15 protein-coding genes, 1 tRNA gene and 5 pseudogenes are annotated in these 23003 nt (G+C 60.0%); 16 read left to right on the top strand and 5 right to left on the bottom strand.

All coding sequences use genetic code 11. The annotated features are described in order from the left end of the window. Window positions 1–114 precede the first annotated feature (114 nt). From MB84_RS22525 to MB84_RS22550, 7 genes and pseudogenes are all read left to right on the top strand, one after another. Complete coding sequence (locus tag MB84_RS22525; RefSeq protein WP_046289963.1) at window positions 115–1200, top strand: IS110 family RNA-guided transposase; 1086 nt, start codon at window positions 115–117, stop codon at window positions 1198–1200. Between the two features lie 16 nt (window positions 1201–1216). Then, window positions 1217–1534: pseudogene (locus MB84_RS29155) on the top strand (integrase core domain-containing protein); the annotation flags it as partial. A 139-nt stretch (window positions 1535–1673) separates the two neighbouring features. Continuing rightward, complete coding sequence (locus tag MB84_RS22530; protein ID WP_052652696.1) at window positions 1674–3689, top strand: DUF2235 domain-containing protein; 2016 nt, start codon at window positions 1674–1676, stop codon at window positions 3687–3689. A 25-nt stretch (window positions 3690–3714) separates the two neighbouring features. Then, window positions 3715–5288, top strand: a protein-coding gene (locus MB84_RS22540; protein WP_425415910.1) for an IS3 family transposase whose coding sequence is annotated in 2 segments (ribosomal slippage) — window positions 3715–4180 and window positions 4180–5288 — 1575 coding nt in all. Because the reading frame shifts where the segments join, the coding sequence is not laid out codon by codon here. A 97-nt stretch (window positions 5289–5385) separates the two neighbouring features. Beyond that, window positions 5386–5673, top strand: coding sequence for a hypothetical protein (locus MB84_RS22545; RefSeq protein ID WP_046289966.1), 288 nt, complete (start codon window positions 5386–5388; stop codon window positions 5671–5673). A 2-nt stretch (window positions 5674–5675) separates the two neighbouring features. Next, a complete protein-coding gene (locus MB84_RS29160; protein ID WP_084009935.1) occupies window positions 5676–5933 on the top strand; it encodes a PAAR domain-containing protein in 258 nt (85 codons plus the stop codon). A 3-nt stretch (window positions 5934–5936) separates the two neighbouring features. Continuing rightward, the gene (locus MB84_RS22550) at window positions 5937–7202 is read left to right on the top strand and encodes a hypothetical protein (RefSeq protein WP_046289967.1); all 1266 of its coding nucleotides are present in this window, start codon (window positions 5937–5939) and stop codon (window positions 7200–7202) included. A gap of 134 nt (window positions 7203–7336) precedes the next feature. Here MB84_RS22550 and MB84_RS22555 read toward each other — a convergent pair. Then, window positions 7337–8547 (bottom strand): IS3 family transposase gene (locus MB84_RS22555; protein ID WP_157122856.1). Its coding sequence is split into 2 segments (ribosomal slippage): window positions 7337–8232 and window positions 8232–8547, totalling 1212 coding nucleotides; the frame shifts between segments, so codons are not numbered across the junction. A gap of 457 nt (window positions 8548–9004) precedes the next feature. Between MB84_RS22555 and MB84_RS22565 the strand changes: the two genes are divergently transcribed. From MB84_RS22565 to MB84_RS22590, 7 genes and pseudogenes are all read left to right on the top strand, one after another. Beyond that, on the top strand, window positions 9005–12040 hold the full coding sequence (locus MB84_RS22565; protein ID WP_245725435.1) for an ImcF-related family protein: 3036 nt from the start codon (window positions 9005–9007) through the stop codon (window positions 12038–12040). Continuing rightward, the gene (gene tssA, locus MB84_RS22570) at window positions 12040–13638 is read left to right on the top strand and encodes a type VI secretion system protein TssA (protein WP_046289968.1); all 1599 of its coding nucleotides are present in this window, start codon (window positions 12040–12042) and stop codon (window positions 13636–13638) included. The genes MB84_RS22565 and tssA overlap by 1 nt, the downstream gene beginning before the upstream one ends. Window positions 13639–13649: 11 nt before the next feature. Next, window positions 13650–15467, top strand: coding sequence for a type VI secretion system baseplate subunit TssF (tssF, locus tag MB84_RS22575; RefSeq protein ID WP_046289969.1), 1818 nt, complete (start codon window positions 13650–13652; stop codon window positions 15465–15467). Between the two features lie 11 nt (window positions 15468–15478). Next, window positions 15479–16549: a type VI secretion system baseplate subunit TssG gene (gene tssG / locus MB84_RS22580; protein ID WP_046289970.1), complete on the top strand. Its 1071-nt coding sequence runs from the start codon at window positions 15479–15481 to the stop codon at window positions 16547–16549. Between the two features lie 11 nt (window positions 16550–16560). After that, on the top strand, window positions 16561–17097 hold the full coding sequence (tssJ, locus tag MB84_RS22585) for a type VI secretion system lipoprotein TssJ (RefSeq protein WP_245725436.1): 537 nt from the start codon (window positions 16561–16563) through the stop codon (window positions 17095–17097). Between the two features lie 19 nt (window positions 17098–17116). Continuing rightward, window positions 17117–17386: pseudogene (locus tag MB84_RS29165) on the top strand (integrase core domain-containing protein); the annotation flags it as partial. Between the two features lie 9 nt (window positions 17387–17395). Then, window positions 17396–18031, top strand: a pseudogene (locus MB84_RS22590) (IS3 family transposase); the annotation flags it as partial. Window positions 18032–18035: 4 nt separating this feature from the next. Here the strand turns inward: MB84_RS22590 and MB84_RS22595 are convergent. Then, window positions 18036–19256, bottom strand: coding sequence for an ISL3 family transposase (locus MB84_RS22595; protein ID WP_046289972.1), 1221 nt, complete (start codon window positions 19254–19256; stop codon window positions 18036–18038). An 82-nt stretch (window positions 19257–19338) separates the two neighbouring features. On the opposite strand from MB84_RS22595, the pseudogene MB84_RS22600 reads away from it, so the two are divergent. Then, window positions 19339–20250 (top strand): annotated as a pseudogene (locus MB84_RS22600) (IS3 family transposase); the annotation flags it as partial. Here the strand turns inward: MB84_RS22600 and MB84_RS22605 are convergent. Then, window positions 20202–21209 carry a hypothetical protein gene (locus MB84_RS22605; RefSeq protein WP_245725437.1) on the bottom strand — a complete coding sequence of 336 codons (1008 nt, stop codon included), beginning with the start codon at window positions 21207–21209 and terminating at the stop codon, window positions 20202–20204. The pseudogene MB84_RS22600 and the gene MB84_RS22605 sit on opposite strands and share 49 nt — an antisense overlap. A 194-nt stretch (window positions 21210–21403) precedes the next feature. Here MB84_RS22605 and MB84_RS22610 point away from each other — a divergent pair. Continuing rightward, window positions 21404–21736: pseudogene (locus MB84_RS22610) on the top strand (restriction endonuclease); the annotation flags it as partial. Between the two features lie 74 nt (window positions 21737–21810). Here the strand turns inward: MB84_RS22610 and MB84_RS22615 are convergent. Both MB84_RS22615 and MB84_RS22620 read right to left on the bottom strand, forming a co-directional pair. Further along, window positions 21811–22323, bottom strand: a complete 513-nt coding sequence (locus tag MB84_RS22615; RefSeq protein ID WP_046289976.1) for a hypothetical protein — start codon at window positions 22321–22323, stop codon at window positions 21811–21813. 538 nt (window positions 22324–22861) lie between these two features. Next, window positions 22862–22937, bottom strand: a tRNA-Thr gene (locus tag MB84_RS22620). Between the last annotated feature and the right edge of the window lie 66 nt (window positions 22938–23003).

A 23003-nucleotide genomic window follows, 5' to 3' on the forward strand; every position in this document is an offset into this window, starting at 1 on the left:
TCGTCGATACGTGTGACTCAAGAAGGGCCTGACGCTCTGTCGCTTTACTGTCTTGTCCAGGTACTCGATGCCGGTGAAATCGCCTCAATCTCATCGGCAACCGGAGCAAGGCTCATGAAAGAAGAACCGGCTATTTCTGGATATCGCAACGTTGTGGGCGGCGTGGATACCCATAAGGACGTGCATGTTGCAGCTGTCGTTGACGAACACGATCGTCTGCTCGGCAGTGAATGCTTCCCTACCACGCGGCATGGCTACAAACAGATGCTGCTCTGGATGCGCTCATTCGGAGAGCTTGCCCGGGTTGGCGTCGAATGCACCGGCTCCTACGGAGCGGGCTTGCTTCGCTACCTTCAACTGGCCCACGTAACGGTGCTTGAGGTCACGGCACCCGACAGGAGCGACCGGCGCAAACGCGGCAAGGACGACACGCTGGACGCTTGCAACGCGGCGCATGCTGCCTTTGCTGGTGTGCGTACAGTCACGCCCAAGACACGCGACGGCATGATTGAATCGCTGCGCGTTCTGAAAGTCTGCCGGAAGACCGCCATCTCCGCGAGGCGCGTTGCATTGCAACTAATTCACAGTACCATCATCAGCGCGCCTGACGAGTTACGCGAATCGCTGCGCAAGATGACACGGATGCAGCTTATTCGAACATTGGCCGCGTGGCGTCCCGATCTGTCTGACTATCGGAGCCTGATCTCTGCCAACCGGATTGCATTAAAATCACTGGGGCGTCGGTATCTCGAGTTGCACGACGAGATCGCCGACCTCGATGTCATGATCGCGGCTCTGGTCGATGAACTCGCCCCCGATCTGGTCTCCCGGTATTCAATTGGCTATGAGTCCGCTTCGCAACTGCTACTGACCGCTGGCGACAACAGCGACCGGCTTCAGTCAGAGGCCAGCTTCGCCGCCCTCTGTGGAGTGAGTCCCGTCCCGGCGTCTTCTGGCAAGGTGACACGACATCGACTGAATCGCGGTGGAGATCGCGCGGCCAACAGCGCCCTGCACATTATCGCCATCGGTCGATTGCGAACCGACGATCGCACAAAAGCCTATGTCGCCAAACGCGTCAGCGAGGGCCACTCAAAGCTTGAAGCGATTCGATGCCTCAAGCGCTATATCGCACGAGAGGTCTTCTACGCCATCCGGCAACGTTACCGCCAGATCGCGCAGACCCAATTTACCTCTTGACCTTTAGAAGGGCGTCAGGGGATCGCAATATGTTTCCATTCGGTACACCGAGCGACTTGCCCAAGCGGGCATTGAGCCATCGGTCGGCAGCCGCGGCGACAGCTATGACAACGCCCTGGCGGAAACGATCAACGGTCTATACAAAACGGAACTGATTCACCGGCGAGCGCCTTGGAAAACGAAGGAATCCGTCGAGCTCGCCACCCTGGAATGGGTAGCCTGGTACAACCATCATCGGCTGATGGAACCGCTGGGCTATATCCCGCCAGCCGAGGCTGAGGCAAACTACTACAGGCAACTCAGAAATACTGCTGAAGCGCCTGCGTTAACTTAAACCAACCGGCCTCCTCGAAAGCCGGGGCGATTCAAGGATCAACCCGGGGCTTTTGGCATCGCTATGCAAAAGCTCCCAGCGTCCGTGATCACTGAAATTAAGAGCGGTCATTTTGACCACGCGAAGGAAGGCGCGAAGCATGACTGAGAGGACGACTCATCTCCATCCCGAAGACCAGACACCGCTTGATGTATTAACTGCGTTAGGGGAGCAACTAGGCGCCTTCCCCAAGGATGCCTGCATCCCGTGCGGCGCCGTCATTCACATCGGGTTCTTCTTCGACGGGTTTGGCCGTCATCGCGATCAGGACGATCCTTCGACGTCTCGCTATTCGAACATCTGTCGCTTGTGGGAAGCCCATCGGGAAAATGCTGACAGGCGCAGGGAGAAGACTCCAAACCAATTCTGGTATCGATTCTACTATTCGGGCCTCGGCACAGCATTGAATGAGGACGCCAGCAGAGGTCTGGTGACATCCGCCCTGACCAAAGTCGCCCTGGCAGGCGCGAGCGCGGCGGGCGCAAAAGCAACACACATCGTCAAGAAGACAACGGGCACCGACCGCCTTTTCATTGACCCGAAGAGCACCCTGACCGATGGATTCAAAAACGGGCTCAAGGAGTTCTCATATCGTCCGGTCGTCCACGCCTACAACGATCTGTTGAGCGACATTAAGGCAGTGCCGAAAAACGTACGCAGGGTCTTGCGTATTGTGGAAGGTGAAGGGGATCGCGCATTGCGACGCGGAAAAGCTGCGGGCCGAGCAATCCTCTACGATCTCAAGAAAAATCCGGTCAAATCGGGTTATGACGTCGCCAAGCATCTGTTTGGCGACGTCGCCTTTGACTCGATACCCTGGCTCAGAGATAACCGCGCAGTAGCCATGCTTCTTGGCACCGGCGTTAACGACCGACTAGCTTCTGCTATGAGTCAGTTTGAGAAAGCCGTCGAAGACACAAAGTTGGCGATGTCCAAAATCCAACGGATACAGGTCTCCATCTTCGGTGCCGACCGCGGTGGCGTACTGGCACGAGCGCTTGCCAACGAACTGACAAAAAGGTATCGGCATTCGAGTCCGACTAAGCTCGCCTTTGTCGACACGCAGAATCCCAATCGGCCGGCTATCGAAATCCGGATCAAGTTTCTCGGTCTGCTCGACGCTGTGTCTTCGCTGGTTCAACAGAACGAGTTGCTGAACTTCGTGCCGGTGCTGAACATGGTCAAGCAGGACTACAGCGACGCACAACTTTCCGTTCCTGGGACGGTCGCGCGATGTGTGCATTTTGCCGCTGCGCATGAGCTGCGCTTTTACCAGCGCCTCGACAGTCTTGAGAAGACCAGGGGAGTTCAGTATCTCTACCCCGGCACGAGCGAGGACATTACCGGTGGTGCACCACCGGGCACACTTGGCGCCCGGACAGAGATGCAACGTGTAGTGCTTCGAGACATGCTCAACGAGGCCATAGCGGCCGGAGCGACGCTCGACACGATGGAGGATTTGCGTATCTACAAACAGCGGACCTTCGGGAAGTTCACCCTCGCCAACACCATCACCGACGGCCAGTCGACGTACCGCATGAGCGAACTGATGGAAGCTTATCGCGAGATTGTCCCCCGGGTATCGCGATTGAATTTCTCCGAGCACATGCAAGTCTTCCTGCGGTGGATGGCGGTGCGTTACCGCGCGCAGCCTTCTCACCCGCCTCTGCCCAATCAACTCGAAACGCTTATGGCGAATCAACCTGGGCTCCTTCAGGAGCGTCAGGACGCGGAAGCCGCCTACCACGCCCTTAGGCGACAGTCACCCGCGCCGGACGGCGCAACGCTCGGTAAAGCGCTCGCGCGATGGGAGAGCGCGAAGATCCAATTGTTGGAAGCAACACGCGACATCGCTCTCGAGAAAAATCGCCCAACGCAGTGCGTTTGGGACCGTATCGAGCAAGAAGCGAAAACGATGATCGACCGTGACGATGAGCTAGTGGGCCTTCAAGCCGCTGAAACCCGGTTAAAGAAAATGGAGCAACGCGGCGAGCTCGCAGGGGATCTGAACGTCGCGTTTCGCCACCGCACAATCAGGTCATTCATGCTCTCACCGGAGCAGCAGACGTTAGCCCCCGGCGTCATACTAGTTGTCGCCTCTGAACTTCCTTATTAAGTAGCGTCAGAGGTGTAAGTTGAAAGTGAAACAAACGTATTCTGTCGAGTTCAAGGAGCAAGCGCTGTCGAAGGTCCTGCGGCGTGGGAGCCGCACGGTTGGCGCGGTGGCCGACGAATTGAACGTGAACGTACTGACATTGAGGAAATGGATGAGAGGCGCCGCTGCCGCGAATCGGAGCTCGGGCTCTGCACACGCAAAACGACCGGAAGATTGGTCGCTGGAGGAACGGCTAATGGCCTTGCAGGAGAGCCATGGTCTGGTCGACGAAGCCTTGCATGGCTGGTGCCGGGAGCGCGGCTTGTTTGCGCATCATCTCGCGCAGTGGCGAGCGCAGTTCTGTGCCGCGGGCAGAAACGGTGATAGCCGGCGCGAAAGCGCCCAAGAGGTGCGGGTTCTGAAGCAGGCCAATGTTGAACTGCAGCGCGAGTTGAAGCGCAAGGAGAAGGCGCTGGCTGAGGCTGCGGCGCTACTGGTGCTGCAAAAAAAGTACCGTGCGCTGCTCGGGGACGAGGCCGAATGACGTCGTCTGAGCAGCGCAAAGTATTGATTGGTCTGATCACCGAGGCGACTCGGGCCGGGGCTCGCCAAGCACGCGCGTGCGTCATTCTGGGGCTCAGTGCCCGCACCGTTCAGCGCTGGCAGCGCGGCGAACCTGACGCAGTGGACCGGCGCACATTACGACACCACGAGCCGCGCCATAAGCTTAGCGCCGAGGAGCGCGCCGAGCTTCTGGCGGTGGCGAACTCGGCCGAATTGGGTCATCTGCCGCCCAGCCAGATCGTGCCGCGCTTGGCAGATCAGCAACGCTATATTGCCTCGGAATCGACTTTCTACCGGGTCCTGAAGGCCGAGAAGCAACTCGCCCACCGGCGCAGCGAACGGCCGGCCCAGGCCCATAGCAAGCCCCGTGCGGTGTGCGCGCGTGCGCCGAACCAGTTGTACAGCTGGGACATCACCTATCTGCCGAGCACGGTTCGCGGGCAGTATTTTTATCTGTACCTGTTTCTGGACGTGTTCAGCCGAAAGATCGTTGGTTGGCAGGTCTATGCGCAGGAAAGCAGCGCACTGGCCAGTGAAGTGCTCAAGGACCTGTGTGCGCGCGAAGCGATACCACCCGACCAGGTGATTCTGCATTCGGATAACGGCGGCCCGATGAAAGGTGCGACGATGCTCGCCACCCTCCAGACGCTGGGCGTCATGCACTCGCTCAGCCGCCCGGGCGTGAGCAACGACAACCCTTATTCTGAATCGTTGTTCAAGACCCTAAAGTACCGGCCGACTTACCCGCTGAGGGCATTTGACACCCTGCTCGCCGCACGCACCTGGGTGGGCGCGCTGGTGCGCTGGTATAACGAAGAGCACCGTCACAGCGCGATCCGGTTCGTGACGCCGGCGCAGCGCCATGCCAATCTCGACCAGACCATTTTGGATCGACGAGCAGCGCTTTATGAGGCCGCCCGGCAACGCCACCCGCTGCGCTGGAAAGGCCGCACGCGCAACTGGCAGCGCGTCGATGCTGTGCACCTGAACCCGGATCGCATCGACCACCAGGACGTCGCCGCACAGCGCCGTAGTCAGGAGAGAAAGGCCGCCTGAAATTTATTCGTGGAGGCGACAACTAGCTTGAAAATTTCCGTTAGTGCAGGCATGGAAACGAGGACTCAGCGGAAACGATCCTCTCCCTCCCAAAGTCATGGCCCTGTTCGACTTTCTGGTACGCGACACGATGCTCACCAGTTGGCACGACCATCTGCTCTCATCCAATCTCTACTTCCGCACGCGGGAGATCGACACCTTTGGCGCGAGCGACTTCGTCGCGGAGGACAAGGAAGTGGAGATCGCAGCGCGAACAGAGCAGCGCCTCCGGCAAATCGGCGAGCTAATGCAAACGGCGCGCCTATCAAGAGCCTTCGCTAATCTCCTTTCGATGGCGAGCGTCCTCCTTCAAGGCGTTGTCGAACGTCACCCCTCAGGAAAGTGAACATGACAGGCATTATTCGCGTGGGCGACCAGCACACCGGCGGCGGAACCGTCTTGGCCGGCTCACAAACACGATTCTTCTTAGGCACTGCAATTGCGAGACTTTTCGACCCCGTGTCATGCCCTAAACATGGCGACAACCGGATCGCTACCGCCACGTCCCGTGCTTTCGACGACGGCGTGCAAGTTGCTCAGCACGGTGACCTGTGCGACTGCGGTTGCCAGTTGATCTCCTCGCTGCCCAATAGTGGACGTCGCTAACCGATGGCGCTGGATTTCGACACGCTCCCCCCGGAAGTCCAGGTTCCCGATGCATCGCCATCACGCATTCTCTGGATAGGAATCTTCACGGTGCTTTTGCTCGTCGGCATTGTGGCCGTGCTGATGTTATGGCCTGCTGGAGAATCGACGCGGACCCCGTGGTTTTGGCTGTGCGTTGCGATCTATCCCGCGGGGATCGCTATGTTTTTCGTGTCTCGCGTATTCAGCGTCTCTGAAGGACGCCGTCTGGACGCGTTGGCGTGGAACGAGGCATGTAAGAAATTCACGCGCGATGCATTTTCGCGTGAAAGCGTACCGCTACGAATTCTTGGCGCAGCATTTCGTTCGACCGAGATTGACGCCGACAACGACGTTCAGCGCATCGCCAACCGAACTGTGACACTTGACGCAAAACCGTCCGCTCACGTCGAAGGTACGTCGGTGACTGCTCGATGGCTACAGCCGCTCGATGCGCATCTTGCCCTTGACGAAGCCGAGCGTCACAAGTTGGTTATCGAATGGCTCTATGACAAGCTACTGTCGGATCTATCCTCGTCACTGCGCGCGGTGCCGGAAAAGGCGCGACTGGAGGTCCTGCTGGATGTGTCGGGCTACATAGGCACGTCCGACATCGTCGGACTCTGGCAAGCCCGATGGCAACAACGTGGTTTCAGAGAAGTGGCCGTTAAGAATGCCGCAGGCAAGCTCGATCTGATGACGGTTGATTCGTGGCTCGACGGGCAAGCCGGTTCCCCGTCTTTCGATCACTCCGTTGTGCTTCTCGTGTCCGTTTCTCTGAGTAAGGTCGTCGAACAAGACCCACCCCATGGCACGGCGGAAAGTGGCGTTGCAATTCTCCTGACGTCCCCCGCGATGTCGGACCGGCATTCGATGTCTTCCGTCGCATCCATGCATCGTCCGTTGCGATCGGAAAGCCACGACCTCCGCCACGCGCTGACATACGCCCTGAAATGGGGAAACGCTTCCCCGACATCGCTCGGCGGCGTCTGGCTAACGGGGTTAAACGGCAAGTCCGTCGGACCCCTTCACGCCGCGCTTAGCGAAATCGGCGCAAGCGGCGGTGCAAACGACTCTCTCCCCGAATTCGACCTCGACAGCACCATCGGGCGTGCAGGCCGCTCTGCCGGATGGCTTGCTGCAACATGCGCCAGCCTCTGCGTGCAAACGTCCGGCGCACCTCACCTTATCGCTCAGCGTTGCGGCGATCAAACCTTCGTAGCGGTAGTGACGACTGGCGATCACGAATGAAACAACATAGAAATATCGGCATGAACAGGAAATTCGCACTCGACCTCTTTGGGGCCATTGTGTTTGTCGTTCTGCCAGGCCTGCTTGTCTGGCTACGGCCCGATGGAGTTGACCCTGTAAAACCGGACACACCATCACACTAAGGTTGCTGAATCCATCGAGCGCCGGAACTCGCGAGGCGAGCGGTATTTCAGCGCGCTATGGGGGTGCTTCTCGTTGTAATGCTCAAATGCAATGGCCAGATTGTGAGCAGCGGTTGCAGCATCCGGCTTCGGCATGAAGGCGACGTAGTCGCGCTTCATCGTTTTCACGAAGCTCTCGGCCATGCCGTTACTTTGCGGACTGCACACGGGCGTGGTCAATGGCTTTAGTCCGATGTTCATCGCAAACCGGCGCGTATCGTCAGCCGTATAGCCCGAACCATTGTCGCTCAGCCACTCGATTTCGGACGGCGTATGCACCTCGTTGCCGAACCGATTTTCCACTGCGGCCAGCATCACGTCGCGCACAATGTCGCCGCTGTGGCCTGCTGTCGTCGCCGCCCAGCTCATCGCTTCTCGGTCGCAGCAATCCAGCGCAAACGTCACACGCAGCGGCTCGCCGTTGTCGCAGCGGAACTCGAAGCCGTCCGAGCACCATCGCTGATTGCTGCGCGCGACGGCCACTTTGCCATCATGTCGACGGTGGGCTCGCGGCGCAATCGGTCGGCGCTGCGTCAGCAGCCCATGCGTTCGCATGATGCGATAAATGCGCTTGGCATTGAACGGCGCCAGTCCAACTGCAACGCGCTCGTTGCGCAACGTGCCCCAAACCCGCCGGTAGCCATAGCTGGGCAAATCGCCGACGACACGGCGGATTTCCTCGACTACAGTTTCGTCGTCGGTCGGCCTTGATTGCCGGCCATCGCGCCACGTCGCCGGACGCGACAGTCGTGCCGATACGTTCGAGCGCGACACGCCGAGAACTTCACAGACCAGTTTCACTGGCCGTCCTCCGGCAGCAAGGGCGAGTGCGCTATCCATTTTTTTGCTCGGCTGTATTCAACTGCTTCCCGGAGAATCTCGTTCTCCATTGTTTTTTTGCCGAGCATCCGTTGCAGCTCGCGAATCTGCTTGAGCGCATCAGCCAACTCCGATGCCGGAACCACTTCTTCGCCAGCCTTGACCGCTGACAGGCTACCGTCCTGGTACAGCTTGCGCCAGTGGAATAGCTGGTTCGGGTTCACGCCGTAATGGCGCGCGACCATTGAAACCGATTTTCCCGGTTCGAAACTCTCGCGAACCATCGACAGTTTCTGCTCCGCCGTCCAGCGACGCCGGCGCTCTGGGCCCGTCAACACTTCCATCACTTCCTGCTTGGTGTTAGTCAAAAACACAGTCTTATGCCTACCCGTTATTGTAAGTGGGTCGCTGTGTCCGGTGTTTCATGGGGCCGCTCCACCCGAGTCCATCGGGCTCTCCACGGAGGAGCGAGGTCCCGCGATTGCTTTCCTATGTGTCGCGTTTGTGGTGATTCTGCTCATCTTCAGCTTCGCTGACGGCTCGCGTATCTCGAACGCTTGGCGAGCAGTCAAGCAAGCCGCGCAAGATCGAGGGTTCGGCCGTCATTTGGCGTCAACGTCCGAAGACGTTAGCTCCGCCAGATTGCGTTCCAGCTCTCTCCAAAACGCGCTCCGCAACCGCCACGGCCGTCGCTGGCGATATCGCGAACGCTGGATCCTCGTCACTGGGGACGAGCAGCTCGTAAAGCGTCTCTCGCCCGCGTCGGTCTCGACGGGGTTCCTGCTAACGACCGATTCCGTCTTGCTCTATGTCCCAGACGAGCTTGCTGCCAACGATCGCGAATGGCTCACGCAGATTCGGCGTCTGCGACGTCGTCGCCCAATCGACGCCGTCGTCGCACTCACCGCCCATGCCGCTGACGGGTCAGCGCATACCCTGCTCCCGCCCGAGACCCTCGCATCCCACATCTCCCGGTTCGCGCGTGCGCTTCGCTGGGCGGCGCCCGTCTATCTGCTCGATGTCACCGATCAGGGCGATGACGAGCAGCACGCCGACGACGCCATCGGCCTGACCTGGACCGCCGAGCGCGTTCGGGCTGACGGCGCGAAGGGAATTGAAGCGTCGCTAACCGCGCTGTCCGGACGACTTGCCGACGCCGGCGTGGCTCGCCTGAGCACCGACGCTACCCGACGCACCGCGGCGGGCCTCGCTCAGCACATTGCGCGTATGCACAGTGCGTTGTCCGCGTTGGTCTCCCAAACTGCCGCATCGCGATTCTGGCGTCATTCCGTTCACGGCCTGTTGTTTGCGCCGCTCGGCCCCGCGAACGCCCACTTGGCAACCTCGATACCTGAAACGCAGGCGTCGCAACATCGCTCGACAACCTCGGCCGTTAATCATCGAAAGCTCTGGGACCTGATCGGTACGCATAGCCGCAAAGTGCGCGGACGACGCGTCGGTCTCTCACTCTCGAGCATCGTCGCGTGGACAGTCACAGCCGTATTGTTCGTCTGGATTCTGGGTGTCAACCTGTCCGGCCTGCACAACCGCGCCGCCAACAAGGCGACACAAGACGCCCTCGCCCTATGGCATCGCGCGTCGGACCAGACGCAGCAGATGCAGGCGTTAGACAACCTCGGCCGCCAGATGGATACGTTCGAAGTCCGTGAACGCGAGGGTGCCCCCTGGTCGACTCGTTTCGGATTGAATCAAGATAGCGCCCTGCTCAACGCCATGTGGCCGCAGTACGTCAGCGCCGCACGAACAGTGGTCCTGTTACCGGTCAAACGCGAGCTCGAAACTCGCCTGATGCGCCTGACGTCGCTGTCGGACGCCGAAATTGCGGACAGCGACAACGTGCAAGCCGACGCCGCGCACAACACGCTGGAAGCCTACTTGATGCTGGCCAACACCGCCCACGCCAACGCGGACCTCCTCAAGCCACTGTTGCTGGGAACGCAGGTACCGCTTCAACCGCATCTCCCCGGTATGTCCCCGGGAGCGTGGAGCGATCTACGTTCGCAAACGCTCGCCTTCATGGCGTCTCATCTCGGCACGACACGCAACGGCATTTCGCTCGCCACGCCCGTCGACCAGGGTCTCGTCGACGCCACGCGACAGACGATCATCAGCGTGCGCGGGATCCAGAATTCCGCCGACATGCTCTACGACAAGATCGTCGAAGACGCACAGGCGAAGTACCCGCCCGTCACGCTCGCCAGTTTGCTCGGCGACACCAGCAGCCGCGGGCTCTTCACAACTACGCATACCCTCCCCGGCGTATTCACCCGCGCAGCGTACGAAGAGCGTATTTCGCGAGCGATCGACGACGCCAGCAGGCGACAGGATGTCACCGGCGATTGGGTGCTGTCGGATGTCGAGCGCGATGTGCCGAATACGTCGGCGCTCGAGATCGCTCTGCGTCAACGTTACTTCGACGATTTCGCCCGCGCGTGGGCAGACTTTCTCAACAGCTTGCGCTGGCAACACGCGTCGTCGCTCACGGGCACCGTCGACCAATTGCTTCTGCTCGGCGATCCGCAGCGCTCGCCGATGGTTGCGCTCATGGAGGCGATCAACTATCAGGCAAACACCGGCGTCACCAAACAGTCGCTCGCAGACGGCCTGCTCGATAAAGCCCACCAGCTCGTGGGCCGCGATGTCGATCCGTCACTGCGCGAGCCCGCGTCGGTCGTTCCGCTCGCCAATGCGTTCGGCCCGATCCTGCGACTCACCGGGAGAGATTTAACGAGTGCGGGCAGCGCGCCGGGAACGTCGGCTTTGGCTGGCACGAGCGATCTCACCCTCGCTCGCTATCTCGAACGAACCACCGCAATGCGCTTGAGGTTGCAGCAGATGGCCTCGGCGCCGGATCCCGACGCCATGGCCCGCATCGCCGCGCAGGCGGTGTTGCAGGGCAAGACGTCGGAGATCGCGGACAGTCGCGACTACGCCACACGCGTGGCTGCAAGTCTCGGCGGGCAATGGGCGGGCTTCGGCGCGGTACTCCAAGCCCCGCTCGATCAGGCATGGCAAGTGGTAGTGCAACCCGCCGCTGCGAACCTGAACGAGATTTGGCGCAACGCCGTCGTGGCCGATTGGCAGGCGACCTTCGGCGGACGCTATCCGTTCGCCGACTCGGACAACGACGCTTCACTGCCGGAAATGGCGCGCTTCATGCGACCGGACGGCGGTGTCGTCGCGCAGTTCGTCGCGACACAACTGGCAGGCGTAATCGAGCGGCAAGGCGATCGCTGGGTCGCGACGCAGGGGCCGAATCAGGGTGGCCTGTCGCTGGACCCTCAGTATCTCGTCGCGCTGAACAGGCTTACGCGCGCGGCGACCGTCATGTTCCCCTCGGGCGACGGCCATGTGCGCTTCGAGTTGCGCGGCGTTCCCGCGCCGGGCATCACCGACGTGCGGTTCGTCCTCTCCGGCCGGAACCTCCACTACTTCAATCAGAAGGAAGCGTGGATGCCCTTCGAATGGCCCGGCCAGACGCTGGAGAACGTCACGCGCGTGGAGTGGCAAACCGCTCGAAGCGGGTTGCAGTCGTCGCTGGACGCGCAAGGCCGCTTCGGGCTCATCCGGCTACTTGAACGCGCTCGCGTCGACCAGCAGGACAGCGCGCGCTATCTACTCACCTGGACGCCGGACCAGACCTCGGGCGTCCCTTTGCGCGTGCAGATGCGAAGCGAAGCCGGTTCGGGTCCGCTTGAAGTCCTTCAACTGAGGCACTTCACCCTTCCGCCCCGTATTTTCGCGACGGGGTCGACGAGACCTTCCAATTCGCCGCGCAGGGTGAATGCGCGTACGTCCGGTGCGGGAGTCAATTGATGCTCGCAGGCCTCTTGAATCGACTGATTCCGTCCATCCGCCACGCAGAACAATTTGCGCGTGCGCGGCTGGATACCTGGAACGCATGGTTACGCCCCATCTCCGAGACTGCCCCCGCCGGGCGCGATCCTGGCTATGAGGATGCCTTCTTCATCATCAAGGACGAGTCGGGCAAGCTCGGCGGCATCGACGACACGGTGATCGTCGACCATTGCGAGCGCCTCGTCGTGGAGATCGGCAAGGATTTGCGCGTGGCGGGCTATTACGCACTCGCACGAATGCGGCGGGACGGCACCGGCGGGTTCACCGACGGGCTGGAACTGATCGCGGCACTCGTCGACCGGTTCGGTGAAACGGTGCTGCCCGCACGCGTGGAAGCCCGCAAAGGTGCGCTTGAGATGCTGGTGACACCGCGGACCTTCGAATGCCTGTCGACGTTTGACCGCTTCGCCGATGAGGACCGCGAGAGAGCGCTCGCCGCCCTCGATGTGCTTCTCGGGCACGTAGGAAAGTGGTCGGAGAACGTGCGCCCGAATTTGCAGCCGCTCGTGGCGTTGCTGGAAAGCAAAGATGTCGGCGATACGCCGCACGCCGCGAAACGCGCGGCACCGGCGACAACCGAAGCGGCGCCGATTTCATCCGCCATGCGCGCCGTCAAAGCCATCGCCTCGTCACACGATCTGCTCGATCAGGCGCGTGCCATGGCCAACTGGCTCCGCGATCGGGAGGGCGGCTATCTGAGCGCCGCACGGTTGGTGCGCAGCGTTCGTTGGGACACATTGCAGGAGCTTCCTCCTGCCGACAACAATGGCCGGACGCGTCTGCCGCCACCCCGCGCCGAACTCCGTCAGCATCTCAAACGTCTGGTGTTGCAGCGTCAATGGACGGAGATTCTCGAGCGCGTGGAGGACGCCTATGTGCAGGATGCCAACCACTTCTGGTTCGACCTCCAGTATTTCCAGCACCTCGCGCTTGAGCATGCAGGGCATCCCTATGGCGGATGGCGTGACATTTTGCGTACCGACGTCGCATTGCTTCTGGAGCGACTCCCGGATATCGAGCGCCTGACGTTCGATGACCGTACGCCGTTTGCCGACGACGCGACGCTCGACTGGCTCGCCACGCACGCCGTCGTTCGCAATCTCGCCGCTGGGGAAAGTCCTGCGCCGTTACCCGTCTCGTTGAGCAGCTCGGGGGAGAGTACCGGCGACTGGTCCGAGATCGAAGCTCAGGCGCACGAAAAAGCGAACGCCGAAGGCCTTGACGCAGCGATCGCCTGGCTCGACGCCTTGCCCGGCGTGACATCACAACGGCATCGTTTCTTGCAGCGGCTATTGATGGCGAGTGTGGCTGAGCAGGCTGGCCGCGCCGACGCCACCGTCGCATTGCTCACCGAACTGGATGCGAGCGCGCGTGCCGTCTCGGTAACGCAATGGGAGCCCTATCTCGCCTTTCATGTCAAGCAGCAACTGGTGCGCGGTCTCAAGACCGCGGCGGCGCGTAAAGATGCCGACCACATCGCACTGGCGCGCCGCATCGCCGAACTGCAGGCAGAAATGACCGTGCTCGATCCCGCTCGTGCACTGACTAACGCTTAACGCCCCTTCTCATGACGAAAGACGATCCCACCCTGCGTTACTACGAAGCGGAAATGCGCTACCTCCGCGAGGCAGGTAAGGAATTTTCCCGCGCCCATCCGGACCGCGCCCGTATGCTCAACATGGACCGCGTGGGTGCGCTGGACCCCTACGTCGAGCGACTCTATGAAGGCTTTGCCTTCCTGACCGGACGACTGCGTCAGAAGCTCGACGACGAACTCCCCGAACTCACGGAAGGACTGGTGAGCCTGCTATGGCCTCACTACTTGCGCATGATCCCGTCTCTGTCCGTCGTGGCGCTTCAGCCCTCGACAGGAAAGGTGCAGGGCACCGAAGTCATCGAGCCGGGTGTCGTGATTCGCTCATCGCCCATCGCGATACCGGGCGCGCAGGAGGGCGAAGTGCAGCGACGGATGCAATGCGAGTACCGGACGACACAACCCGTCGCGCTTCATCCGATCCAGATCAGCCATGCGAAGCCGGAGGTACGGTATGACGGCCGCTCGGTCATTCGCCTGGGTTTCGTCATCGACACTGCGGCGCGGCGCGACGAGACAGATCTGTCGCGATTGCGTTTGTTCCTCAGCGCCGACTCTCCCACGGCCTTCGCGACGCATCTTGCGCTCACGCGTCAGGTCGACACGGTGCTGTGCCGTGTCCCCGAAATTCGTCAAGGAGAAGCAGTGCCGATCGCTGGCATTGCAGTGAAGCTGGCAGGATTCTCTGCCGACGAGAGACTCTGGCCGAAGGCGGAGAATGCGTTCTCCGGATATCAGTTGCTCTTGGAGTACTTCTCATTTCGGGAGAAGTTCCTGTTCGTGGAGCTTTGCGGCTTCGATATCGCCAGCCTGCCCGCGGCGTCCGACCGTTTCGAGCTTGAGTTCGTGCTATCTGAGCCGTATCCCGCCGATCAGCCATTCGACGCCCAGAATGTGCGCCTGTTTTGCACACCGGCGATCAATCTGTTTTCGCTCGATGCCGAGCCCATCGACATCAATCACCACGACGCCGAATACCGTGTGCGACCGGCGGGGCAATTCGGCGCGCACACCGAAATCTACTCGGTGGATTCCGTCGAAGCGTTTGATCAGACATCTGCGATGCGGTACCGGCATGTCCCGTTCTCGACGTTCAGGCACCGCGGCGGCATGCTTCGCCACGAAGCGCCGGAGCGCTATTTCCATACGCGCGTGCGCGCCGGTGTCTCGGGCCATCAGGAAACCTGGCTTGTGCTGGGCGGACACGCGTGGGACACGATGGAGACCTTGCCGGAAGAGAGTTTGTCATTACAACTGACGGGGACCAACGGAATGGTCCCGCGCAAGTCGCTACGCTCGGCCAGTTTGTGCGAGTTGGTATCGAACACCCCGAACGTCGCAGGCGTGCAGAATCTCGTCGCCCCCACGGCACCGTTGTATCCCCCGACCAGCGACCGGTTTCAGTGGCGCGTGCTCTCGCATCTGGCACCGAACTTTCTTTCGCTCATGGACGCGGAAGTGCTGCGCGGCGCACTCGCGCTGTATGACTGGACGGACACGGAGCACAGCGCGTTGAACCGGCGACGGCTCGATGGCATTCGCCACGTTTCTCAATCGCTGGTCGAAGAAGTGTCGGGCGGGGCGGTCGAGCGGGGTGCGCATATCGAAGTGACGCTCGACGCTCACGCGTTTACCGGCGAAGGCGATCTGATGCTATTTGGCGAGCTGCTGCACCGCTTCTTCGAGATGTACGCCGAGATCAATCTGTTTACCCGACTCACGCTGATCAGTCTTCCGTCGCAAACACGCATCGACTGGCCACGCAGCAAGACGTATCGGAATCCACTGTGACGGCACGAGACATGCCCGCAAAAGACGCGTGGATGAAAGCGTTGTTACAGCGCGCGCCGCGCATGAACTTTATGCAACTGTGCCGTCTGCTGGAGCTTCGCGCACCATGGGCGCCGGGCATCGGCACGCAGAACTCGCCAGCCCATGAGGCCGCACGCTTCCTTCCGTGGCCGCGTATGGGGTTTCCCGCAGCGGAGGTCGTGAGCGTCGAGCAGGACGAGGACCTGCCCAATTCGCCGCCCGTGCTGCGCACGACGTTCATGGGGCTATATGGCGTGGATGCGTTCGTCCCATCGCACATGATCGATGACATCGCGCTGCGCGAGGAAGGGCATGAAGCCGCGGCCGCTTTCCTCGATCAGTTCAATCATCGTGCCGTCACCCTGCTCTACCGGGGGTGGAAGAAGTACCGCTACGCCGAGAGCTTTCGCGCCGGGGGCGACGATGAGCACTCGCGCAACCTGCTGTGTATGGCCGGGTTTCCGGACGGCGACAAGCCCCGACGAGCCGGGTTGCCCGGGGTGCGCATGCTCGCGATTCTCGGGCTGCTCATTCAGCGCTCACGCACGGCCGAAGGATTGGCCGGGGCAATGGCAGTCACTGTGCCGGGTATGGACGTCAAGGTCAGAGAGTTTTTCCCGAAGACCATCGGAGCGGGTAGACCAAAGCCGCTTACGTCGGCCCGTCCCGGCGACATCGCCGGATCGCGCGGCCTGGGCTCGGACTATGTGCTGGGGAGGCGTCTGACTTATCGCCATGGCGCGGTGGAGGCACTGATACACATAGGCGACGCGTCGCAGGTCGAACCGCTTTTACCTGGTTCGGTGTTACATGCCGAACTCATGGCAATGATCGCGCTTTACGTGGGGACAACGGATGACGTCTACGTACGTCTGGTCATGTCTTCCACGATGGTGCCCGCGCTGCGTCTCGGAGGTGAGGATGCGACGCACGCGCCACGTCTCGGATGGACATGCGTGCTGCCGAGTCATACATGCCGCGAGATCCGAATCACCTTGGGTGTGCATCGCGCCATTCCGGCCGCAAAACCCAATCCACTGCTCACTTACACCAACGCATGAATCATCGAAATTTGACGAAATTCGCACCGCTCGCCCGCAAGTCGATTGCGCTCCTGTTGCCCGTGCTTCTGCTATCGGCCTGCGGGCTCTGGCAAAGTGCTTCCAACGGGACGGTGAACGCGTTTAACGCCGTGTTTAACAAGCGCGTGGAGTCCGTCGACATCGACGTTCAGGCAAGAGATGCTTTAAATTTTGATGAGGCGGGCAGGCCCACGTCGGTGGTGGTTCGTGTCTATCAGTTAAAGGATGGGAAAGCGTTCGACGCGGCGTCGTATGACGAATTGCTCAGGCAGGATCGCGAAGTGCTTGGAAGAGAGCGTCTGGCGAGCACGGCGGGCGTGGTGGTGCCGGGCGGCGCCCTAAGTTTCTCCCGGCCGATTGAGGACGATACGAAGTACGTTGCCGTGGTGGCGTTCTTTCGCCAACCCGACACTGAAGGCAAATGGAAATTTATGATTACCGCCAAGAAGCTCGACGCCGACGCACCGCTCAAACTCCGGCTGGATGCTCGGCGCATTGAGTGGGTTGGGGGGAAGGATCGGGATTGATCTGCATCGAGGATTCTGCTTCAGTCGCCCAGCGAAGCCTACGGACAATTGCCACATTGAGACGCTTAACGAATCATTCCGTGATAGGTGTTTGAACTTGCATTGGTTCGAGACGCTGGACGAAGCGAAAGCGATCATCGAGGCATGGCACGGGGACTACAACGAGAGTCGGCGTCACACAGATCCCAAGGCCCGGGTGCCGGCCGAATTCGCCCAACAATTGGTGTCTGTTGATGTGCACCAAGAACTGACCCTTTGGGGATGCGGACAAAATCTTGGACTACTTTGAAGGTAGTCCATGTATTCATACCAAGAACGCGTTCGGGCGGTCGAGCTGTACCTGAAACTCGGGAAGCGCAGCAAAGCGACCATTCGCCAGTTGGGTTACCCGACGAAGAATTCTCTCAAGGCGTGGTGTAACGAATTCGAGAAGATTGGCGATCTGCAGAGGGGGTATGTTCGCGTAAAGCCGAAGTACTCAGAAGAACAGAAGAACGTAGCACTCGAGCATTACGTCAACCACGGGCGCTGCTTCGCCTTCACCCTCAGGACATTGGGCTATCCCTGTCGCCAGATACTAACGGAGTGGGTTCGCGAGCGCTATCCGGAAACCAGGAAATGCGTGGTTGGCAAGGCCGGTCGACCAACTGCTTCATTGGTGTCCAAGCAGGCTGCGGTGTACGAACTGTGCACACGGGAAGGAAGTGCAGAGGCGGTGGCCCGAAAGCTGGACGTCGACAGGGTGACGCTGTACAACTGGAAGAACCAGTTACTCGGCCGAGAGGCTCCTGCATCCATGAAACGCGACAAAGGCTCGCCCGCAGAGACAGATCGGGACGAACTGGAACGGCAGGTCGAAGCGCTCCAGCGCAAAATTCGCAATCTGCAGCTTGAACAGGACCTGTTGAAGAAGGCGAATGAACTCCTAAAAAAAGGGTTCATTGAGCATTACCGGGGAAGGCGGCGCGGATTTTGAGGAAGAAGTATTCCTGGTCTCGGTAGCCGTAGGCGCGCCGCTTAATGACCTTGATAGTGTTGTTAATGCCCTCAACGATGCTGGTGTTTAGACGATGTCGGCATCTGGCCAGGATGCCATGCAGATAGCCTTTCAGACGCTGAGCGAAGGTGTTCAAGGGGGCTATTCCGCTTTGCTCGGCCTGCTCGCACCAGTGGTGCCAGGCTTGTTTTGCCCAGGCAGGTCTTCGGTAGAACCAGAGCCGCTTGAGTTCGTCCCTCAGGACATAGACCGTCAGCAGCGGCTGGTTGGCTTGCAGCAATTCGTCGAGCCGGACGGCCTGCTGCCGGTCTAGCTTGTCGCGGTTGCGCAATAACAGCCAGCGGCTCGATTTGATGACCCGGCGCGCGGGACGGTCCTGGCGCAGTTGGTTGGCCTGATCCACGCGCACCCGATCAATGACCTCTCGTCCGTACTTGGCCACGACATGGAACAAGTCATAGACGATCTCCGCCCGTGGGCAGTGGGCCTGGATTTCTAACTCGTAGGCCGTAGTCATGTCGATGGCTACGGCCTTGATGCGTTGGGCGACCCCACGCGGCAATTGCTCGAAGAACGCCCGAGCCGTCTCGCGTGAGCGTCCTGGGCCGATCCACAGCACCTGCCTGCTGATCGGATCGACGACTACCGTCGCGTACCGATGCCCTTTATGCAGGGCGAACTCGTCCATCGCTAAATACTCGATCCTGGACCAATCCGGTTCGCGCACTGACGCTCGGAGCCGGGCCTTGTCCAGCGTCTTGACGGTATGCCAACCCAGCTCGAAGAACCTCGCCACCGCCTGCACGTTGCTCGATTGCAGCAATTGGCTGCAGGCCGCCGCAAGCCGATCCGTCACCCGCTGGTAGCGACCCAGCCAAGTAAGCCGCTCCAGGCGCGGGCCACCGCATTGCTCACACAACAAGCGCCGGCGTGGAACATGAAGAACAACCCGGTACTCAAATAACGGCAGATCTCGCACCCGGCGCACCGTGGTCTCATGGACCTGGCGACATCGTGCGCCGCACTGCTCGCACAGCATCACCTTGGCGGTTGGCTTCAAATAGATCGACAGCGTGCGCCCTGTGCCCTCGGGCCACTCCACGCGTTCGACGGCATAGCCCTGCCAGCCTCCCAGCGACTCCAGCAGCTTGCGATCCAGCATCTCCACGCACTCCTGATGGCAAATTCCTGCCATCAAGAGTACGAAAACTTGTCAAATCCCTCCACGCTATTGCGCGATGAACCTAAAAAAAGACCTGGGCGTCGACCTGCAACTCCTGAGCAACCGGGAGAAGACGACGCTGGTTGACGCCCTGAGAGAGCAGTACGTTTTGGCTGAGCTGCTTGAGCAGCTGGACTTGGCGCGCAGCTCCTATTTCTACCATCGGTCGCCCATGCGGGTTGCCGACAAATATGCCGAAGTTCGTCGTACCGTTGCGGAAATCTTCGAGGACAATCACCGATCCTACGGCTATCGTCGGGTGCAGGCAGCGCTCAGCAGACAACGCGTGTTTCTATCGGAGAAAGTCGTGCGTCGCCTCATGAAACAAGGCGGCCTCTACGCGGCGAGGCCCAAGCGGCGCCGATATCGTTCTTATGTCGGGGAAATTAGCCCTGCCCCAGATAACATCATCAATCGCGATTTCCACGCTACCGCCCCCAACGAAAAGTGGCTGACGGATATCTCCGAGTTCCAGATCCCGGCCGGGAAGGTATATCTATCGCCGATGATCGACTGCTTCGATGGCATGGTAGTCAGTTGGTCGATTGGCACAAGCCCCGACGCCGAGCTCGTGAATACCATGTTAGATGCGGCTATCGAGACCGTGACCGAGGACGATGAGAAGCCGATCGTACATTCCGATCGGGGTGGCCACTACCGTTGGCCTGGCTGGCTATCGCGAGTTGCAAAGGCTAATCTGATCCGATCCATGTCGCGTAAAGCCTGCTCACCAGACAATGCGGCCTGTGAGGGATTCTTCGGAAGGCTGAAGACCGAAATGTTCTATCCAGGGGACTGGCGTTCGACGACCATCGTGCAATTCGTAGAGGCACTGAACGCCTACATTCGCTGGTACAACGAAAAGCGGATCAAGGGCTCCCTTGGCTATCTCAGCCCCATCGAGTACCGTGAAAGCCTCGGGTTAACGACGTAAAACAGTCCAAGAAAATAGCCGCATCCCCCCCGGGTCAACATTTGCTGAAAATCAACAGATCCGTTGTCGACGATATTGTTGTAGTACTGCGTGGGGTTCTTACCCACTTCCCGCGTTTTGGTAGTCGACTGACATTGACCGTGGTCATCGCAAGGCCCCTGCCCCGCGGTCGTGAGGTCTTGGTACGACTCTTCGAGCGGCGTCGTCAAACTAAACGTCTGGGCGGTCGCGTTCAGGTTCGTCACTTGTGACTTCGGCACCTCGACGGTGATTGGCGCAGCAAGGTGTTGCAGCAGCGCCGATGAGATAGGCGCCGCGCCCGCCCCCCAGTTCCACTCTTTGAAAGTCAGGCTGGTGTGCGCTTGCGTTTCCGTTCCACCGATCAGCCCGGCGGTGTACAAGCTATAACTCTTCGTCGTGGTTTCCGGCGTTCCCGGCTGTGTCACGATGCTGGTGCGCGTGTTGTTCACCACACGCGCCGCAATATCGAGATTGCCGTCGGCGATGATGTTCGCCGAACGGTTGTTCAGCACCGCAATCTGATTGGCAAGCAGGCCTGCGCCGTCACGTGTGCCGTCACGCCCGATTTCGATATCGCCCATGCTGTACATCAGCGCGCCGTCGTAGTTCGACACGGCGTTCGTCCCATACAGCGCGAGCCGTTGCGCACCGCCCATAACGGCAGCCGCGCCGTTGTTCTCGATATCGTTGGCGGTAATCTGTACGTCGTTGCCCAACACAGCATTGGTGTTGACGAAGCTTCCCGCCTGAAGCCGAACGGTGTCACCGCCAATGCTGCCCGCGTTGGAGAAAAGGCCGTCTGCGCTCAGGCGTGTCGTCGCAGCATTGAAGCCGCCATTTGCTGCGTTGACGATCTCGGCAGCGTGAATGTCCAGTGTCCCGGGGGCGCTGAATGCCCCGGTGTTGGTCAACCGGCCCGTGGACGTCAGTTTCAGCACACCGTCAGCGCGTAGGAGGTTGGCCGAAGAGTTAACGTAGTCGCCAATCGCCGCCAACGTCAGATTGCGCCCTGCCGTCGTCTGGCCAGCGCCGTTCATCACACCGCCGAGCCCGACATCCTGATTGGAACGGATGACGCCGCCAGCATTATTCAACGAAGCGACCTGAAGGGCGACGTCCCCCGCACATGGTCACCAAGAAATTGGAGCAGAGCGCGGCCTACTGCCTCGATACGCACCGGCAGGTTCGAGCCTGGGTCAAGAACGACCATCTCGGCTTCGTCGTGCCATATCGGAAAGACGGAACCAAGCGGAACTACTTGCCGGATTTCATCGTCGAGCTGGTGTCGGGTGAAAAGCTCGTTGTCGAAATCAAGGGGCAAGTGATTGACGACGCTCTCGTAAAAGAAGCAGCAGCCAAGCGGTGGTGCGAGGCCGTGAACCGCGACAGCCGATACGGTCGCTGGAGCTATTACCTGATGAAGCACCCCGCCGACTTGATGCAGATGCTTGACCAGGCAAATTGACAGGTTTCCCGGTCTAGCTGGTCAGTCTGGTCAATTGGAGAAGCCACCGCTAACGCGGTGGCTTCAGCCCGCACTTAGCCCAGCATCGAGACGTGGACATCGGCCCACCAGCTTTTGGCAGCTTCGCGCGATTCGGCCTGCAACTCCTTCACGACATCCTTGTAGAGCCCGCCACGGAGGTCGGCGACCAGGTAGCCGATGCGGCGAGCACCCTTCGCCGTCACGACGAACGGTACGTTTCCGAGGCCCCAGACATTTTCATCCCTCGCATTGAGTGCTGTTTCAGCTCTTTTCGAAGCGAGCCGCAGGTATCCGCGCTGCACCAGGCCGAGAATGCCGACTTCGGTGAAGATTCCGCATTCCCGTGGGCTGAACGAGCGGTACTTAAAGCGAAGACGATTGGGAAAATGTTCGCTGTTGTACGTCCGCTCCAGGCACATCAACCCGAGCACCATTGTTTCCATCGGCGGGAGCGCTTCGACTTCTTTTCGACCGGAGTAAGGTGTGACCTCGTCAGTGAAAAAGAGGCTCATCATGGTTTGCATGAAGGATGCGCTCGGGTCGGTCAGTTTTTCTTGCGTCAGCATAATCATTTCCCCTGTGGTCGTTTGCTGAAATTGCCTTTGTGTTCCTGAGCATTTCGCCTTCGTGGCGCGCTCAGAACACAGCCATCTTCAGGTGGGGTGCCACTGGGGGCGCAAGACTGGGGTGGTGGGGTATTTGTGCCCGACTACCGAGAGAGAACCGCATGATGGTGCGCGACCGCCATGACCAGGCTGACCAAGCTTTCGCGGAAAAGCGTCGTAAGTGTGCTGCCGTCGTGGAGGGAAGCGACGACAAAAATCAAGCTGTCGCGCGCACGGTCGTCAAAGTGAACAGTCGCATACGCCTGACACTTATTGGGGCACCGACATTGGGGTATTAGAGATTTGGCTGGCCAGGTGGAACGGCGAGACCGCCGCAATTGAGAAAACACCCGGTCAAGCTGGTCAGCTCGGTCGATGCCCGCCCTGACGGCAGCCGTGAAGCGCGGCCAAGACGGCACGAATTGCCTACATGATGCCTACACGGCTTTGAAAATGAACAAGGGGTTACAAGATAAATCTTGTAACCCCTTGATTTTATTGGTGCCGGCTGCAGGACTCGAACCCGCCACCTGATGATTACAAATCAACTGCTCTACCAGATGAGCTAAGCCGGCGAAGTCGTGTATTGTAACCGATTCGTCGGTCACTGCGACTACCTGTCGGTGCGAAATCGCACGTTA

The sequence above is a fragment of the Pandoraea oxalativorans genome, assembly GCF_000972785.3.
GTDB lineage: Bacteria > Pseudomonadota > Gammaproteobacteria > Burkholderiales > Burkholderiaceae > Pandoraea > Pandoraea oxalativorans.